Consider the following 15958-nt stretch of genomic DNA (forward strand, 5'->3'; position numbering starts at 1 on the left):
GATATTTTTATGGCGACGATTGAGAAATACAGAAGTGAGATTGAAAAAGCGAAAGCTAAGATCGGCGAGCTGCAGAAGAAAGTCCGTGACCTGGAGCAGAAGATCGCCGAGGAAGAAAACCTGGAGATTGTCCGCATGGTTAAGGCAGTCAAGATGGACCGTGGAGAGCTGTCTGCTTTCCTGAAAGCCTATGCAAGCGGTGAGATCACCCTGCCGGAGGAAGATTACTCCGGAGAAACGGAGGAAACTGAAGATGAAGAATAAGAGAATTTTCAGGAAGTTCCTGGTACTGGCAGCCGTTATGTTCTCCATGACGGCTTTTTCTGTGACCGCCTATGCAGGTGGCGGAGAGGCGGTGGAACCCCCGCCTGCAGAAACACCCCCGGCAGAAACGGAAACCCCGCCGGAGCCTGTGCCGCTCACCCCGGAGGGCAACCTGTCCCTGGTAGATGATATAGAGTCGGCCGGCAGCGAGGATAAACAGTTTATCACCGTTACCAGCAAAAGCGGTAATACCTTTTACATTATCATTGACCGGGCGGCAGATGGAAAAAATACGGTCCACTTTTTGAACCAGGTGGATGAGGCGGACCTGCTGGCTCTCACCGAGGGCAAAGAACCGCAGACAGCACCGGCGGTCTGCACCTGTGCGGAAAAATGCGAGGCCGGTAGTGTAAAGATGGACTGTGAAGTCTGCAAGAATGACCGTTCCGGCTGTGTAGGCAAGGAAACGGCAGCCGAGGAACCTAAGGAAGAACCCAAAGAAAAAGGAGGATTTAATCCCGCCCTCATCCTCCTGTCCCTGCTTCTGATCGGTGGCGGCGGTGCGTTCTATTACTTCAAGTTCGTAAAGGGCAAATCCTCCACCAAAGGGAATGACGATCTGGGGGAATATGACTTTGAGGATGAATATGAGGATACCGAGGTTGAGTATCTGGACGACACACCAAAGGAGGATGAAAGCGTATGAAACTGATTATCGCTGAAAAACCCAGCGTAGCGGCGGCTTATGCCGCTGCCCTGGGTGCAAAGAATAAAAAAGACGGATACCTGGAGGGAAACGGTTATCTGGTGACCTGGTGTATCGGACACCTAGTATCCCTGGCGGAGGCGGGAGCCTACGAGGAACGCTACAAGAAATGGAACTATGAGGACCTGCCTATTCTCCCGGAAGTCTGGCAGCATGTGGTATCTCCCGGAAAGAAAAAGCAGTTTTCCATTGTAAAGTCCCTGATGGACCGCCCGGACGTGACGGAGCTGGTGAACGGCTGTGACGCCGGGCGTGAGGGAGAACTGATCTTCCGTCTGGCGGTGGAAATGGCCGGCTGCACAAAACCTGTCTGGCGACTCTGGATTTCCTCTATGGAGGATACTGCCATCCGTGAGGGCTTTTCCAACCTGGAGCCGGGCAGCCGCTATGAACCGCTTTACCATTCGGCCCTGTGCCGTTCTAAGGCGGACTGGCTGATCGGCATTAACGCCACCCGCCTTTTTTCGGTCCTCTACCACAAGACCCTGAATGTAGGCCGCGTGCAGACGCCTACCCTGGCAATGTTGGCAGAGCGTGACGGAAAGATTATGCTCTTTCAGAAAAAGAAATACCATCATGTACGGCTGGACCTGAACGGTCTGGAGGCAGTAAGCGACAGGGTGGATGAAAAAGAGAAAGCGGTATCCATGCAGACGGCTTGCCAGAACGGGCAGGCCGTTTGTGTTTCCCTGGAACGGGAGAAAAAGACCGTCAAGCCCCCGAAACTCTATGACCTCACCACCTTGCAAAGGGAGGCGAACCGCCTCTTTGGGTTCACCGCGAAAGAGACTTTGGACTATGCCCAGGCACTCTATGAGAAAAAGCTGCTCACCTATCCGAGGACGGACAGCCGGTATCTCACCGGGGATATGGCGGAAACTGTTTCTGCGGTTGCCGGACTGGCCGCAGGGCTGCCCCTGTTTTCCTCCGTTGGTGGATTTACTCCTGATGTGGCGGCGGTGATCTCCGATAAGGATGTATCCGACCACCACGCCATTATCCCCACGCTGGAACTGGCAAAACAGGATATGTCCCTCCTGCCGGCCGGTGAACGGAGCCTGTTTACCCTGGTCTGCTGCAAACTGCTGTGTGCATTGGCAAAGTCCCATGTATATGAGACCGTTTCGGCGGTGTTCACCTGTGGGGAGTATACCTTTACCGCCAAAGGGAAAGAGATTATCTCCCAGGGCTGGAAAGAAATCTGGCAGGCGTTTGGTTCTTCCCTGAAAGAGAGACCGGCAGACGACCAGGAAGATACGGCGGTCCTCCCGGCGCTGACAAAGGGGCAGGTATTCGACCATGTGACCGCCACGGTAACTGAGCATTTCACAACGCCGCCCAAACCTTATACGGAGGATACCCTGCTGTCCGCTATGGAACACGCAGGAACAGAGGATATGCCGGATGATGTGGAGCGGAAAGGGCTTGGCACACCTGCCACCAGGGCCTCCATCATTGAAAAGCTGGTGTCCTCCGGCTTTGTGGAACGTAAGGGCAAGAACCTTATCCCCACCAGGAACGGTATCAACCTGGTAACGGTCCTCCCGGAAGTCCTGACCTCGCCCCAGCTCACCGCCGACTGGGAAAATAAGCTGTCCTTAGTGGCAAAGGGAAAACTTTCCCCGGAAACATTCATGGAGGGGATTGAAAGCATGGCAAAAGAACTGATCGCCCGCTACTCCCATATCTCCGAGGACAAGCAAAAGCTGTTTGCCCCGCAGAAAGAGTCTGTGGGTATCTGTCCCCGCTGCGGCCAGCCGGTCTTTGAGGGAAAGAAGAATTTTTACTGCGGAGACCGGGGCTGCAGCTTTGTTCTGTGGAAGAATGACCGTTTCTGGACTTCCCGCAGAAAAGAGCTGACAAAGAAGATGGCCGCCGATCTGCTCTCTAAAGGGAAAACCAAAGTCAAGGGGCTCTATTCCGAAAAGAAAGATACCACCTATGACGCGGTTATCGTGATGGAGGATACAGGCGGGAAGTATATCAACTTTAAGACCGAGTTCACCAAAGGGAAAGGAGGCCGCTAATGCAGGATAATTCCTCTGATTATATTTTCAAGGCGTATATCACCAACACGGCTGCCTATGACAGCGGAGAACGTGACAATGCCGGAACCTGGCTCTATTTCCCGGCAAATGCAGAGGAAATCACCGCTGCCTTTACAGAGATTGGACTGCCGATCTCTGCTACACCGGATATGTATTTCTTTGATGATTATGTCTCGGATGTACCGGGGCTTAGGCTGGCTCTCCCCATGTACGCCCATGTGGATGATCTGGCAATGCTGGCACAGGAACTTTCCGATCTGCCCGACCATGAATTTAACAAGCTGATGGCCGTCCAGGAAACACCCCTGCGGCTGACGGACTTTGAGCAGTTCAAAGAGTATCCCCACAACTTTGATTATTTCATCCTCATTCCGGGGATGAACAGTGATGAGGCTCTGGGCCGCTACCAGCTCTATGAGAGCGGCATGGTAGAAATGCCGGAGGTGTGGAAAGCCGGCATTGACCCGGAGGCTTTCGGTCGCAAAGTCCGGGAACAGGACAACGGATATTTCACGGATAAGGGGTATGTCCTCTTATCCGGGGATGAATGGGAGCGGGAAAAACCTACGGTGAAACAGGACAAGGAGGTCAAACCCTCCGTCAAGGATTTTTTGAAACAGGCAAAGAAAGAATGTGCCGCCCGTGAGGTGCTGCCGCCAAAGGCAGACAAACACGGGCCGGAACTGTAAGGAGGTGCAATTATATGGGATACAGCCATGACAGCGAATTTCCGTTTGCAGCATTTATCACAAACCTGGGAAAGTACAACGAGGGCGAGCTTGTGGGGGAATGGGTAAAGTTCCCCACTACCCCGGAAAAGCTGCAGGAAGTATTTGAGCGTATCGGTATTGGTTCTGCGGATGATTTCGGCAATCCCTATGAGGAATGGTTCATCACGGACTATGACTGCTATGTAGATGGGCTCTATAACCTCTTAGGGGAATATGAGAACCTGGATGAGCTCAACTACCTGGCTTCCAAACTGGAAGAACTGGGCGAGTCGGAATATGAACACTTCCAGGCCGCCATGGAGATCAGCGACTACACCGGCAGCATAAAAGACCTGATCAACCTAACCGATAATCTGGATAAATATGATGTGTACCCTGGCATTGACGACTACGACGATCTGGGCCGGTATTACATTGACGAGCTGGGAACCATGCAGGTGCCGGAGTACCTGCAGAACTATATCGACTATGAGGCATACGGGCGTGATATTGCCCTGGGAGACACGGGAGCTTTCACCGATTACGGTTATGTGTATGACAATCAGAGCCGCTTTGAGGAATATTATGACGGAGACCGCGAGAACATCCCGGAGGAATACCGTGTGATGGTCTCCCCGGAGGATGTGGAGGAACTGGAACCTGACTTTGATCGCCTGGATGTATCGACGGAACTTGCCCTCGATCTGGATTTACATTTCCGGGGATACAGTGCCGATTATGAACAGGCATTTCCCAAAGAGCAGGTACAGAGGGAGGCAATCGCTGACGCCCTCCTTGACGGGAACACTTCCCTTATCAAAACCGGGCTTCTCAATATGAGCCGTGAAATGGACCTCAGAGAGGAAACTGCCCCGCTGATTGGGCGGCTCACCGATTATGAAAAGGAATATGGTATCAACACCTACACCGTGTACCAGCTAAAGGAGGGGGAGGAACTTCATCCATACCGTTTTGAGAGCAGCGAGTATTTGGAGGCTGCCGGGCTTTCCGTTGACCGGAGAAATTATGAGGCGGTCTACGCCGCCCCACTCACCCCTGGGGAGAACCTGGAAAGTATTTATACTGATCTCAATATCCACCGCCCGGAGAACTTCCGGGGGCACAGCCTCTCCGTTTCGGATGTGGTGATCCTGCAGGAATATGGGAAAGAGACCGCCCATTTCTGTGACCGATTTGGAGACAAGGAAGTACCGGAGTTTTTGGAACAGCAGGCAGAAAAGGCGGAACTGGATATGGGGCAGATCACCTTTTATGCAGCGGAATGTATGGAGTTCCCCTCTCTGGGAGAATACCATGACAACTTGACTTTGCAGGAGGCGGTCACCGCATACCAGGCAATCCCAGCAGACCGGATTCACGGTATAAAAGGTATCGGCTTTACCCTGGAGGATGGCAGTATATACAGCGGTATGGAGTATCCCCTGGTACAGGGAAACCATCTTGATCTGGACACCCTCTGCCTGATAGAACATTTTAAGGAGAACTCTCTTGTCCAGACGGCGGTGGTCGATCTGGTAAAAGCTCTCCCTGATCTGACCGTGGATGATCGGGAAAATTTCCTGCTCAATCTCACAAGCCCGGAGAATCCTCTGAAGAATGCAGAGGTCCAGGTGGAGGACGACTACGGCATGATTGACGGTATTATCAACAACGGGGAGCGGGCAAAGGACAAGGAACCCGTTACAGATAAGCCCTCTGTCCTGGGACAGCTTTCCCAGGCCAAAAAGGAATGTGCCGAACGAAAGCCCCCGGAGATCGGCAAGCCCGGAAAGGATGGGCCAGAACTATGAGCCGAAGTAAAAAGTGGAAACAGGAATGGAGCTTCTTTCTTGGGGAGAACGGCAGGCGGCAGTACAACAAGATTTGCAGAAAATGTATCCATAACTGCAAGCAGAGTTTCCGAGCCGGAATAGTCGCCTGTCCTCTCTACCAGACAGATAGGGCAAAAAAGAGGCGGGAAAAGGGTTGAAAACAAAGGATTTTTTCGGCTCTGTGAGGCTCAAAATACATAGGTAATAGGATTTATCCTCTGCCCCCCTATGGCTCAAAATGATAGGAAAAAGTGTCGATTTTCGCCACTTTTCCAAACACGAAAACAGGAGTACAGTTACCGCTTGTGTGGTGGTGGCTGTACTCCCTATTTTTTTTATGCTCTTATTTTCTTTTATCCAGGTAGGAAAGAAAGGATGGATGTTTGCAGTAGTAGGCGCTGTGGGAATGCGTATAACTGGCCGTACTATGGAACTGTGGGAAACGATGTTTGCAGGATGTGGGAAAGCTCTGATTTTTCCATGTGCTGTGAATGTGTTTTCCATCGGTGGAATGGTCCGTTATGCACATTTCCACGGTGCAATTCTAATTAAGTCTAATATCTTTCAATGTATATATTTCAAGTCCTTTCATTTGAGATATTATCCTTTTTGCTTTTCTATAAACATCTGCTTGAAAGTTTTCTGTTATTACTGCATCTACATAAGGTATAATAGAACTAATCTGAATATCCATTACATCATTTGCTTTAAGGCTTTTTTGAGTTTGAAAAATGCGGACAAATTGAGAATATTCCATCACTCTTGAGGCTGGCAACTGTGAAATATCAATATCTTCTGGAACTGCAATACCAAAATTCATTAAGTCCTTTATAATGGTTTCTCTTTCGTGAACCCTATAAAATTTTTCATCAATCATGTTCAATGGCAAGTGTTGAGCCTTTAACATAAGTTCTGCACTTTTTCTTTTATCTTCCCATGCCTTAGCTATAGCAGGAAATTGTTTTACCTCTAAAGCAATATTATTCATTAAAACTGGCTGCTCTGCCAATATCTCAAAAAACTTTTTGCAATTATAATTATCTTTAGAAACAAAAGGTGTAAAAGCATTGGCAATTTGATTATCAATTACAAACCCCTTTTCTGTAAAGTAACACTCGACTTCTTTTTGAAATATGCTTTTAACCGGAAATATCATAAGACAAGGAATGATTGAGAAAAATTCTAAAAACTTCTCATAAATGTCTTGATAGGGCATAAGTTCAATTACATTATAAATTGAAAAACAAGGTGCATATTTATTTTGTTGCTCGGTAAAAAATTTTTCTAAAAATCCTTTTCCTGACAAGTTAACATTCATCACAATTTCTCTAATAGCATTTGTATCAAGTAATATCAATTTATATGTATTAGAACCTATCTGCATCTTTTTTTCCTCCGGCATTTGCTCCATTCTCCAGGTGGGATACAATTTGTACTCCACCTGGAAAATCTTTTTTATAAATTATAGCATGTATATTTTTCCGTTTCAATGTAAGTCTACCTCCGTTCCTGATTCTTCTCCCGTCCTTCCTTTTGCGGGACTGCTAAGAGTTGGTCCACATTCCGCTTGATGGTATCCAGTTCCCTTGCCTGGGTCCTGATCTTCTGGTAGTTCCCATACTCTTGCTGTTTCTCTGTGGTGAGGGAGGCCATCTCTTTTTTTAGGGTGGCAATATCCGGCAGCTTTTGGACACCCATCTGTTTGAGGGCTTTGGCGGCGCTCTCAAAGAGGATAATCTGGCTTTCCTGACCTCTCAGGAATTTCTCCTTGTCGGAGGATTTTCTGTACTGCTCATAGACCGGCCTGTGTTCCCGGTAGGCAGAAACGTGTTTTATCAGCAGGCCAATCTCGCCTATCCGCTGTTCCTTTGCCTTGATGGAGGACAGGAGTCTGTCCTGTTCGGCCATCACTTCATCGACCTTTCCCTGCAACTGCTCATAATGGGTAATGCTGTGTTCCGTGAGGAAATTGAATGTGCGGGCCGCCTCTTTTAGGTTGTTGATCTTCGCCCAGTGTGCAAAGCCGGCGCTTTCCTGGGCTTTGAGATTGTTCTGTATGTCAATGAGCAGGCTGATCTTCTGACTGCCTAACTTCGGCTGTCTGGATGGACGGGAACCTCCGGCAATCCTGAAGGCAACGGCTTCCTCCGTGTAATCCACGCCCAGGGTTTTCATACGGGTAAACCGTTCCTGCCCTGTGGCTCTGCAGGAAATATACTTGCCCCGCTTGATCTCGTATCCCTCTGCCTCCATCCGTTTCAGCAGTTCCTCAAAATCCGATACCTGGGGAATGAGCCGGTCAATGGCGGCTTTCAGTTTTGCCTTATAGCTGGTTCCCGCTTTCTCGGTGGTATGCTCAATGTAGCTCTTTCCTTTGTCCTGCCCCGGCACGATCACGGACAGACCGTATTCCTTACAAAGTCTGTCGCTGGTGCGACGGATGAAATGATAACTCCGCTTATTGGAATGGTATTTCCGATAATCCACAAAGCTGACAGAGTTAAAAATGATATGGTTATGGATATGCCCCCTGTCTATGTGGGTTGTGAGGACAAATTCATACTTGCCGCCCAGCACCTCATTTGCCAACTTCATGCCGATCTCATGAGCCTGTTCCGGTGTGACTTCCCCAGGGGAAAATGCCTGTATCAGGTGGCGGCCCAGGTTGGTGCCCTTGTCTATGGCATGTCGGCGGGTCCAGGAAAATTCTATGTCGGCAGTTTCAGCAGAACACCCAAATGAGGATACCAGGAGGGTATCATCCGTTTTCCCAGGATTGCAGATATAGGCTATGGCCTTGTTTAGCGTTGTTTTGATAGGATGTGTCTTTGTAACTGCCATATCTCATCCTGCCTTTCCCTGATCTCCTGAATGTCTGCTGCATAGGCTGGACCTCCCGCATTGAGCCGCTTTGCGATCTGGTTGATGTTCCGGCTGATGGCTGACAGGATTTTGTTCATCTCCTTTATGTCCGTAGTATCGGTGTAGATGATGTATCCGTCAATCGCCATCTTCCGCAGATACGCCCCATACCGCTGTGTGGGGAGCAGCTTCATCTTTTCATCTATCAGCCCTTTTTCCTCGGCTGTCACCCAAAATTTCATCTGGATATTTCTCTTTCGGTTCGCCATCGGTTTCCTCCGTTCTTCTAAGGGTTTGGGATTATCCCAACAAGCATTTTTCATTTTCGGGCAAGGGACCTGAAAATCGGAAAAATCGCAAACGGGTACTCGTTTGCTGTGCTTGCTGTTCTTTAGTTCTTCGTACTTGTGTAACCTTCAAAACCTCATTTTGGCTACCTAAAAGGGTAAGAAAAAACACTATGAGAGCAGATTTCCCATAGTGTCCTTATACTTCTGTTCAGTTGTGCCGGAGGGTTATTCTTCCTCCCGGTTCGCCTCTTGTATGCCTTTGGCCGTGGCGGTCATAATCGTTAGTTCCTTACTTCCCATCCCATCCAGCAGGCTGTCAAGCTGCCGACGCTGGGTAGACTTATCCACTTCCTTGTCCGGAAAGAAGAACTGATCGACAGAGACCTCTAGAAATGTCACCAGCTCATAGAAGATTTGCAGGCTTGGATGTTGCCCGCTGTTTTCTATGGACGCAATATACCGTGGGGCAATCCCCATCTTATCTGCTAACTGGTTTCTTGATATTCCTTTGGCTTTTCGTGCGGCCTTGATAGCGGCGCCGAACGCCTTGAAATCATATAGTTCTGTTGTTCTTTTCATGCTTACTTCACCCAACTACATTTTACCGTTCACCTTTCTTCTATGATATGAGTACACATATCATAGTGTTGACTGAAATAGAGCATATTATTTGCTTTTGAAAGTATTATAAATACCACAAGAATGTATATTGACAATGTAGGGAGTTGAGATTATAATAAATACATACCAAACGAATGAAAAAAGGCTGGAGGTGGTTTCTCAATGGCGAGAAATAAATATCCCGAAGTAACCGTTGAAAAGATATTGGAAGTATCACAGCGGTTATTCATGGAAAAGGGCTACGATAATACAACTATTCAAGACATTGTAAATGAGCTTGGAGGATTGACTAAAGGAGCGATTTATCATCATTTCAAGTCGAAAGAGGAAATTATTGACGCATTGGGGGAAAAACTCTTTTTTGACAATAACCCATTTGTTACCGTACAAAAGCAAAAGAACTTAAACGGTTTACAAAAAATGCGTGAGGTCATTAAGTTAAACCATATAGATATTGATAGAACAGAACTTGGAAAACAAAGTATTCCTCTTTTGAAAAATCCTCGTTTGTTAGCAGAACTGGCTGACACAAACAGAAAATTGATTGCACCGCTTTGGTTACAGCTTATTCAAGAGGGAATAGCAGACGGCTCTATCAAAACCGACTATGCAAAAGAACTTTCAGAACTTTTGCCATTGCTTACAAATTTTTGGTTAATTCCGTCGGTCTATCCCACAACTCCGAAAGAATTACTTTCAAAGTTTGCTTTCATTAAGTACCTGTTGGATAGTATGAACTTACCGATTATTGATGATGAAATTTTCGGTATGGCACAGAATTACTTTGAACACTTAAATGTAGGCGAGTAAATAAAATTGCCTTGAAAAAGGCAGTTTTATTTTCAAACATTACATTCATTCGTAAGGTATTATTTTTTTTAACAGATACATACCGTCTTAATGTATGAAAGGAGAATAGTATGTCAAACTTAGACCAAAAAATCGAAAATGCTGCAAACAAAATTGAAGTTGCCGCAAATGAAGCATGGAAAAAGCGGTCATTCCGCATTGTATCTAAGTCTATATCTGCTGCGGCAGAAATCGGACTGATGATAGGAGCTGCACACTTATCTGAAAAAGGCTATAAATCAACAGCTACTTGTCTGTTTGGTTTAGGGGCAGTAGGACTTGTTTGTGATTTACTTTTTAACAGGAAATAGGAGGACACCGATATATGATACGCTATTTGAAACAATACAAACTGTTGCTGTTCCTTACGGTATTATTTACTGCAATCAGTTCCCTATCCTATGTATTTATTGCTATCTTATTGCAACAGGTTATGGATATTGTAGCTATGGGTGATATGGACGGCTTTATCAGAATATTGCTCTTTTCTTTAGTCTACTTTGCTCTTATGGGAGTATTCATGTACCTACAATCTTTGTTCAGTAAAAAATTTGTTTGTAAAATCATGAAAGCTGTCCGTTCTAAAACCTTTATAGGAATTGAACGGCACACGATTGAGGACTACTCAAAAAATAATACTGCTGATTATCTATCCGCAATTACCAATGACGTAAAAATGATTGAAGATAACTATTTACTTCCTCTACTGCAAGTTATCCAGTATACGATTATTTTTATAGCTTCCCTTGCCGTAATGATTTACTTTGACATTATCGTTACAGTTTGCGTGATTATTGCAATCGCTATCATGCTTATTGTACCCAGTCTATTCGGAGGACTGCTCTCTAAACGACAGGATAAATATTCTGATATGCTATCCGATTTTACAAACCATGTAAAAGATCTGTTATCCGGTTTTGAAGTTATTAAGTCCTACCGAATGAAAAAGTATGTTCTCTCACGATTTGAGGCAAGCAACGAGGACACGATAAAAGCAAAATATTCCGTTGATAAAGCGATTGCTGCAAATGAAGCAGTTTCTATGGTTCTTGCACTTCTTGTTCAAGTTGTTGTTGTTTTCCTTTCAGCATACTTCATTATTATTGGGCGTATCAGTGCGGGAGCGTTATTAGGTATGGTACAGGTTAGCAGTAACCTTGCAAATCCGCTTTTAATTATTTTTAGTAATATTCCCAAAATTAAAAGTATCAAGCCGATTGCACAGAAGTTAAATGAATTTTCAGATTATAAGAAACAAGACACAGATACCCAAAAGCCCCCTACTTTCAATGAAATGATTTGTGTAGAGGATTTGCATTTTTCCTATGATAAAGAAAATGACGTCATAAACGGTATTTCATTATCCATTAAAAAAGGAAAAAAATATGCCTTTGTTGGTAAAAGTGGCTGCGGAAAATCTACGCTTATCAAGCTGATTGCCGGATATTATTCTGATTTCAAAGGCAATGTTCTGTATGATGAAGATAATCTTTCTATTGTGGATATTGATAAAGTAACCTCTTTGTCGTCGGTTATTCATCAGAACGTCTATATGTTTGACGAAAGCATTTTAGAGAATATTTGCTTGCATGAAAATTATAGCAAAGAAGAATTACAATCTGTACTATCTGATAGTGGCTTATTGCATTTCATTGAACAAGTACCAAACGGACTGGATTATCATGTTGGGGAAAATGGTAATAACCTTTCCGGCGGGCAGAAACAGCGAATTGCGGTAGCAAGAGCTTTAATTCGTAAAAAGCCGCTGTTAATTTTAGACGAGGGTACTTCTGCTATTGATATGCAGACTGCGTATGACATTGAAAGCAGGTTATTAGCAATATCTGATTTAACGCTGCTTACAATCACACACAATATGAGTAAAGACATTCTTGAACTCTATGACGAGATTATTTTTATGGCAGACGGAAGAATCATTGAGCATGGCACATTTGAAACTCTTATTGCAAAACACGCTGCATTTTATGATTTCTACCAACTGAAAAAATAGGCATTTTATTTAAGGGAAAGCCGCTACTGGTTTACCTTACGGCGGCTTTGAAATTTATAAATCAAAGCCGCCGTTTTCCTTTTTCAAAATGAGAATACGGAGGGTGTATTAAAGTCACCCATTTTTAAGGACACGGCGGTATCCAGGAGGTATCGTCATGTCCTTATTTGTTTTTCATCCTTCTAACTTATCAAAAAAAGCCAGACTGATAAATCAGATCATTACGGCTATGAAGATGAACACACACATCATCATATAGCAGTTTTTATCTTGCCCGGCTGCATTATGCAGTCGGGCTTTTCTGCTTTTTGGACAGTATCCGGCTTCCTGCAGGAACTTTTCAAAATTTTTCTCCGATCTTGGTTGCCAAAAACCAATTTTCGCAGTTACCCCTGCGAAAGGGAGGAAATCTATCACCCGCTTTCGCCGCGGTTGCGAAAGGAGGTGAGAAAATGAAAAACTCCTATGAGCAGCGTGTTCAAAATCAGTTTGGCGGATTTTGTACCAGGGTTTTGAAAAACGCAGCCAAAGATATTCTTAAAGAATATACAAGGCAGCGTGACCATGAGAAATCTCTGGATGAACTATCGCCGGACGAGCTGGCACAGGCCGCCTCCTATGACAAGTATTTTCAGGACGAATATGTCTTTGAAGTGCTTGGACAGAAAGTGTTTGTGGTCGGTGATCTGCTGGCAGAGGCTCTGTCGCAGTTGCCGGAGGACAAGCGGGACGTGATCCTGCTGTCCTACTTCCTGGGAATGACGGACCGTGAAATAAGCGAGCAGCTTAATGTGGTCCGCCAGGCTATCAGTAAACGGCGCAGCGGTATCCTTAAAGAACTGCGTGAGTATTTGGAAAAGGAGGGATTTGAATGGCCCGAAACATAAGAGAGCCCATACCGCTGCCGGTGATCCTGGCAGCCTCAGAGGGTGACGAGAGAGCCTTAAATGCTGTACTCAATCATTACAAGGGCTATATTCGTTTCCTCGCCATGAGACCTATGAAAGATGAATACGGCAACGAACACCTCTGTGTGGACGAAGATATGAGGCTTCGCCTGGAGGCAAAGTTGCTGTATAGCATTGTAACAGGTTTCAAGGTTCTGCCGATCTAAGGTACATACCAACGAGGCGTGTTTTTCTCCCTTTCCTCGCCTCTGCGGTGGAGCCTGACCGGTTCCGAGATCGCTCTTTGACAAAGAAAGTCCGGCTGATAATTCCGTGACAGTATAGGGCAGCCAGATACATTCCCTCTGTGCCGAGCCATGCGGCAGGTACGCCATGACCCCGTTCCGGGCGAGCGATCAGTACCATGCCATGGAACAGGTGTAGCATCCTGTGGGCGATAACTCGCAGAGGGGCAGATACTCCCTTATAGCCACAGTCCGAGCGTACAGCGGTCCGGGAACCGTGAGGCGTCGCAGGCAATGGGTAGGGCCGCATGAGAACCATGCGGAGGTGAAATTCCTGTGGAGCCTTGCTAAAGGCCGTTTGGACCAGCCTATTTTCTACTTATCTATCGTTTTTTACAGTAGAAAGGGATTTATATGCAAAAAACAAAAAAAAAGGCACCTGACATGGTGCGTGAATATAAAATCGGGAACACCGCTTATGTGGTGTCTTCTCGTTCAAAAGAAACAGCTACGGAGGACGCTGTGACAAAGGTAAAAAGACTTATCAGAAATGATCTCCGAAAAAATGTTTCCAGTTAGGCATTGAAAGCAGCAGACAGTTCCCAGACAGCGCGGTATAATAAAGGTAAGCAAAGCAATGTCTGTTTGACTGTCGGATAAGGAGGTTATTATGTTACAGCAGTCAAACACATTCAATGTACTTCGCAATCCGGCGGAACTTCTGACTGATGATATAACGGCTCTGTACTGCCGTCTATCCCAGGATGATAAACAGGAGGGTGACAGCAACAGTATTGTAAACCAGAAGAAAATCCTCAAAAAATACGCATTGGACCGCGGCTACTCCAACTATCTGTATTATATTGATGATGGATACTCAGGAACTAATTTCAACCGCCCCGATTTTCAGAGGATGATTGCAGATGTTGAGGCAGGCAAGATAAAAAGGATTATCGTAAAGGATATGTCCCGTCTTGGCCGTGACTACCTGCAGGTGGGAATGTACACCGAGATCATCTTCCCGGACCATGACATTCACTTTATCGCCGTAAATGACGGAGTGGACAGTACCCAGGGGGATAACGAGTTCACACCTTTTCGCAATATCATCAATGAATGGTATGCAAAGGACACAAGCAAAAAAATCAGAGCCGTAAAAAAGGCCAAAGGAATGGCCGGCGAGCATATCGGCTCTCATGCCCCTTATGGATACCGAAAAAATCCTGATAATCTCAAAGAGTGGCTGGTGGATGATGAGGCAGCGGCAGTTGTCCGAGAAATCTTTTCCCTATGTGTTGGAGGATACGGTCCTACTCAGATCGCCAACATTCTGACAGAAAGAAAAATCCTTTGCCCTACTATGTATGCGGTAAGCAAAGGACTGAAACAGCCTTCGGTGGTTCCTGAAATACCTTATCAATGGAACGCACCGGCAGTATCAAAAATCCTGGAACGCATGGAGTATCTGGGGCATACCGTCAACTTCAAAACCCATGTTAAATCCTACAAGGTGAAAAAGAAGATCGACAATGACTCCTCCCAATGGAAAATCTTTAGGGATACCCATGAACCGATCATCGATCAGGAGACTTTCGATATTGTTCAGAAAATTCGTCAGGGCAAAAAGCGCCCTACTAAAATGGGGGAAATGCCCATGTTCTCTGGTTTGCTCTTTTGTGCGGACTGCGGTAGCAAAATGAGTTTTCACCGCAGGGTGGATGAACCTGCCGAGAAACACAACTATGTATGTTCCAATTATCGCGGGAATACAAAATCCTGTACCATGCACTATATCCGTAATGTAGTTGTTGAACAGATTGTTCTTGACAACCTGCGGGAAGTGATCGGCTATGTGTCACAGTATGAGGATGAATTTATCCGCATGGTGATGGATACGGATGTACGCCAGAGGAACAAGGAACTGACAAAACAGAAAAAGAGAATGTCGGAAATCCAAAGCCGCATGAAAGAGCTGGATAACCTTTTCCAGCGTATCTATGAGGACAACATCAGCGGCAAACTGTCGGATGAACGGTTTATGAAACTGTCAAAGGGATATGACACAGAACAGGCTGACTTGCAGGAAGAAATGACAAGGTTACAGGAGCATATCCAGCAGGCAGAAAAACAGAGTGTCAATGTTGACCGTTTCCTCTCCATTGTGAAGAAGTACACCAACCTAACAGAGCTTACACCTGAAATACTGCATGAGTTTGTGGATAGGATAATTGTTCATGCCCCAGACAAAAGCAGCGGGCGGCGTTTACAGGAAATCGAGATTATCTACAATCACATCGGAACATTCGACCATTCAAAGGTCACTTTATGGAAAGGAAAAGCGGTATAGCACCAAAAATGCCATACCGCAAATCCTTACTTAAAAAACCATCCTTACGAAACCCTCACATTTATGCGGGTTTGCGGCACTTTCAAAAGTCTTTTGATAACAAATTGATAACAGTTGCATAAGAGCCATTATTCTTGTAATCCAGTGGTTTTATGGTTAGAGAATGATTGACAGGCGGTTGTGTAACAAATAAATCCATATTATAAACTAAGCCCTTAGCTGTGGG

16 protein-coding genes and 2 pseudogenes are annotated in these 15958 nt (G+C 45.8%); 14 read left to right on the forward strand and 4 right to left on the reverse strand.

The genetic code is table 11. From position 1 onward, the window contains the following. Positions 1 to 9: 9 nt before the first annotated feature. The 7 genes and pseudogenes from KFE17_14475 to KFE17_14505 all read left to right on the forward strand — a co-directional run bounded on the left by KFE17_14475 (position 10) and on the right by KFE17_14505 (position 5599). Positions 10 to 264: a DUF4315 family protein gene (locus KFE17_14475; protein ID QUO31989.1), complete on the forward strand. Its 255-nt coding sequence runs from the start codon at positions 10 to 12 to the stop codon at positions 262 to 264. Further along, on the forward strand, positions 254 to 970 hold the full coding sequence (locus tag KFE17_14480) for a DUF4366 domain-containing protein (GenBank protein ID QUO31990.1): 717 nt from the start codon (positions 254 to 256) through the stop codon (positions 968 to 970). Before KFE17_14475 ends, KFE17_14480 begins: the two co-directional genes overlap by 11 nt. Then, positions 967 to 3057: a DNA topoisomerase 3 gene (locus KFE17_14485; GenBank protein ID QUO31991.1), complete on the forward strand. Its 2091-nt coding sequence runs from the start codon at positions 967 to 969 to the stop codon at positions 3055 to 3057. The genes KFE17_14480 and KFE17_14485 overlap by 4 nt, the downstream gene beginning before the upstream one ends. Continuing rightward, entirely contained in the window at positions 3057 to 3767 is a 711-nt protein-coding gene (locus KFE17_14490; protein QUO31992.1) for an antirestriction protein ArdA, read from the forward strand. The genes KFE17_14485 and KFE17_14490 overlap by 1 nt, the downstream gene beginning before the upstream one ends. Before the next feature lie 14 nt (positions 3768 to 3781). After that, positions 3782 to 4591: pseudogene (locus tag KFE17_14495) on the forward strand (antirestriction protein ArdA). A gap of 33 nt (positions 4592 to 4624) precedes the next feature. Then, a pseudogene (locus tag KFE17_14500) lies at positions 4625 to 5008 on the forward strand (hypothetical protein). 33 nt (positions 5009 to 5041) lie between these two features. Next, positions 5042 to 5599, forward strand: a complete 558-nt coding sequence (locus tag KFE17_14505) for a DUF4316 domain-containing protein (protein QUO33738.1) — start codon at positions 5042 to 5044, stop codon at positions 5597 to 5599. A gap of 565 nt (positions 5600 to 6164) precedes the next feature. Here KFE17_14505 and KFE17_14510 read toward each other — a convergent pair. The 4 genes from KFE17_14510 to KFE17_14525 all read right to left on the reverse strand — a co-directional run bounded on the left by KFE17_14510 (position 6165) and on the right by KFE17_14525 (position 9351). Beyond that, a complete protein-coding gene (locus KFE17_14510) occupies positions 6165 to 7022 on the reverse strand; it encodes a hypothetical protein (protein ID QUO31993.1) in 858 nt (285 codons plus the stop codon). Positions 7023 to 7117: 95 nt separating this feature from the next. Continuing rightward, on the reverse strand, positions 7118 to 8461 hold the full coding sequence (locus KFE17_14515; protein ID QUO31994.1) for a relaxase/mobilization nuclease domain-containing protein: 1344 nt from the start codon (positions 8459 to 8461) through the stop codon (positions 7118 to 7120). Beyond that, the gene (mobC, locus tag KFE17_14520) at positions 8422 to 8751 is read right to left on the reverse strand and encodes a plasmid mobilization relaxosome protein MobC (GenBank protein QUO31995.1); all 330 of its coding nucleotides are present in this window, start codon (positions 8749 to 8751) and stop codon (positions 8422 to 8424) included. Before mobC ends, KFE17_14515 begins: the two co-directional genes overlap by 40 nt. Positions 8752 to 8997: 246 nt before the next feature. After that, on the reverse strand, positions 8998 to 9351 hold the full coding sequence (locus KFE17_14525; GenBank protein ID QUO31996.1) for a helix-turn-helix domain-containing protein: 354 nt from the start codon (positions 9349 to 9351) through the stop codon (positions 8998 to 9000). Between the two features lie 204 nt (positions 9352 to 9555). On the opposite strand from KFE17_14525, the gene KFE17_14530 reads away from it, so the two are divergent. The 7 genes from KFE17_14530 to KFE17_14560 all read left to right on the forward strand — a co-directional run bounded on the left by KFE17_14530 (position 9556) and on the right by KFE17_14560 (position 15732). Continuing rightward, complete coding sequence (locus KFE17_14530) at positions 9556 to 10203, forward strand: TetR/AcrR family transcriptional regulator (protein ID QUO31997.1); 648 nt, start codon at positions 9556 to 9558, stop codon at positions 10201 to 10203. Positions 10204 to 10313: 110 nt separating this feature from the next. Beyond that, complete coding sequence (locus KFE17_14535) at positions 10314 to 10553, forward strand: hypothetical protein (GenBank protein QUO31998.1); 240 nt, start codon at positions 10314 to 10316, stop codon at positions 10551 to 10553. A gap of 14 nt (positions 10554 to 10567) precedes the next feature. Beyond that, positions 10568 to 12253: an ABC transporter ATP-binding protein gene (locus KFE17_14540; protein QUO31999.1), complete on the forward strand. Its 1686-nt coding sequence runs from the start codon at positions 10568 to 10570 to the stop codon at positions 12251 to 12253. A 452-nt stretch (positions 12254 to 12705) separates the two neighbouring features. Further along, a complete protein-coding gene (locus KFE17_14545; protein ID QUO32000.1) occupies positions 12706 to 13140 on the forward strand; it encodes a sigma-70 family RNA polymerase sigma factor in 435 nt (144 codons plus the stop codon). Then, positions 13125 to 13367 (forward strand): helix-turn-helix domain-containing protein, encoded by a 243-nt coding sequence (locus tag KFE17_14550; GenBank protein QUO32001.1) that lies wholly within the window; start codon positions 13125 to 13127, stop codon positions 13365 to 13367. Before KFE17_14545 ends, KFE17_14550 begins: the two co-directional genes overlap by 16 nt. Positions 13368 to 13829: 462 nt before the next feature. After that, positions 13830 to 13964 (forward strand): transposon-encoded TnpW family protein, encoded by a 135-nt coding sequence (locus KFE17_14555; GenBank protein ID QUO33739.1) that lies wholly within the window; start codon positions 13830 to 13832, stop codon positions 13962 to 13964. Between the two features lie 91 nt (positions 13965 to 14055). Then, a complete protein-coding gene (locus KFE17_14560) occupies positions 14056 to 15732 on the forward strand; it encodes a DUF4368 domain-containing protein (GenBank protein QUO32002.1) in 1677 nt (558 codons plus the stop codon). Positions 15733 to 15958 lie beyond the last annotated feature (226 nt).

The sequence above is a fragment of the Faecalicatena sp. Marseille-Q4148 genome, assembly GCA_018228665.1.
Taxonomy (GTDB): domain Bacteria; phylum Bacillota; class Clostridia; order Lachnospirales; family Lachnospiraceae; genus UBA9414.

What these genes read in the sequence shown, in the direction of transcription:
- KFE17_14505 (QUO33738.1), top strand. Translation starts at nt 5,042, where the DNA reads ATGGGGCAGATCACCTTTTATGCAGCGGAATGTATGGAGTTCCCCTCT.
- KFE17_14475 (QUO31989.1), top strand. Translation starts at nt 10, where the DNA reads ATGGCGACGATTGAGAAATACAGAAGTGAGATTGAAAAAGCGAAAGCT.
- KFE17_14490 (QUO31992.1), top strand. Translation starts at nt 3,057, where the DNA reads ATGCAGGATAATTCCTCTGATTATATTTTCAAGGCGTATATCACCAAC.
- KFE17_14550 (QUO32001.1), top strand. Translation starts at nt 13,125, where the DNA reads ATGGCCCGAAACATAAGAGAGCCCATACCGCTGCCGGTGATCCTGGCA.
- KFE17_14560 (QUO32002.1), top strand. Translation starts at nt 14,056, where the DNA reads ATGTTACAGCAGTCAAACACATTCAATGTACTTCGCAATCCGGCGGAA.
- KFE17_14510 (QUO31993.1), bottom strand. Translation starts at nt 7,022, where the DNA reads ATGCCGGAGGAAAAAAAGATGCAGATAGGTTCTAATACATATAAATTG.
- KFE17_14515 (QUO31994.1), bottom strand. Translation starts at nt 8,461, where the DNA reads ATGGCAGTTACAAAGACACATCCTATCAAAACAACGCTAAACAAGGCC.
- KFE17_14545 (QUO32000.1), top strand. Translation starts at nt 12,706, where the DNA reads ATGAAAAACTCCTATGAGCAGCGTGTTCAAAATCAGTTTGGCGGATTT.
- KFE17_14480 (QUO31990.1), top strand. Translation starts at nt 254, where the DNA reads ATGAAGAATAAGAGAATTTTCAGGAAGTTCCTGGTACTGGCAGCCGTT.
- KFE17_14530 (QUO31997.1), top strand. Translation starts at nt 9,556, where the DNA reads ATGGCGAGAAATAAATATCCCGAAGTAACCGTTGAAAAGATATTGGAA.
- KFE17_14485 (QUO31991.1), top strand. Translation starts at nt 967, where the DNA reads ATGAAACTGATTATCGCTGAAAAACCCAGCGTAGCGGCGGCTTATGCC.
- KFE17_14540 (QUO31999.1), top strand. Translation starts at nt 10,568, where the DNA reads ATGATACGCTATTTGAAACAATACAAACTGTTGCTGTTCCTTACGGTA.
- KFE17_14535 (QUO31998.1), top strand. Translation starts at nt 10,314, where the DNA reads ATGTCAAACTTAGACCAAAAAATCGAAAATGCTGCAAACAAAATTGAA.
- KFE17_14555 (QUO33739.1), top strand. Translation starts at nt 13,830, where the DNA reads ATGGTGCGTGAATATAAAATCGGGAACACCGCTTATGTGGTGTCTTCT.
- KFE17_14525 (QUO31996.1), bottom strand. Translation starts at nt 9,351, where the DNA reads ATGAAAAGAACAACAGAACTATATGATTTCAAGGCGTTCGGCGCCGCT.
- mobC (QUO31995.1), bottom strand. Translation starts at nt 8,751, where the DNA reads ATGGCGAACCGAAAGAGAAATATCCAGATGAAATTTTGGGTGACAGCC.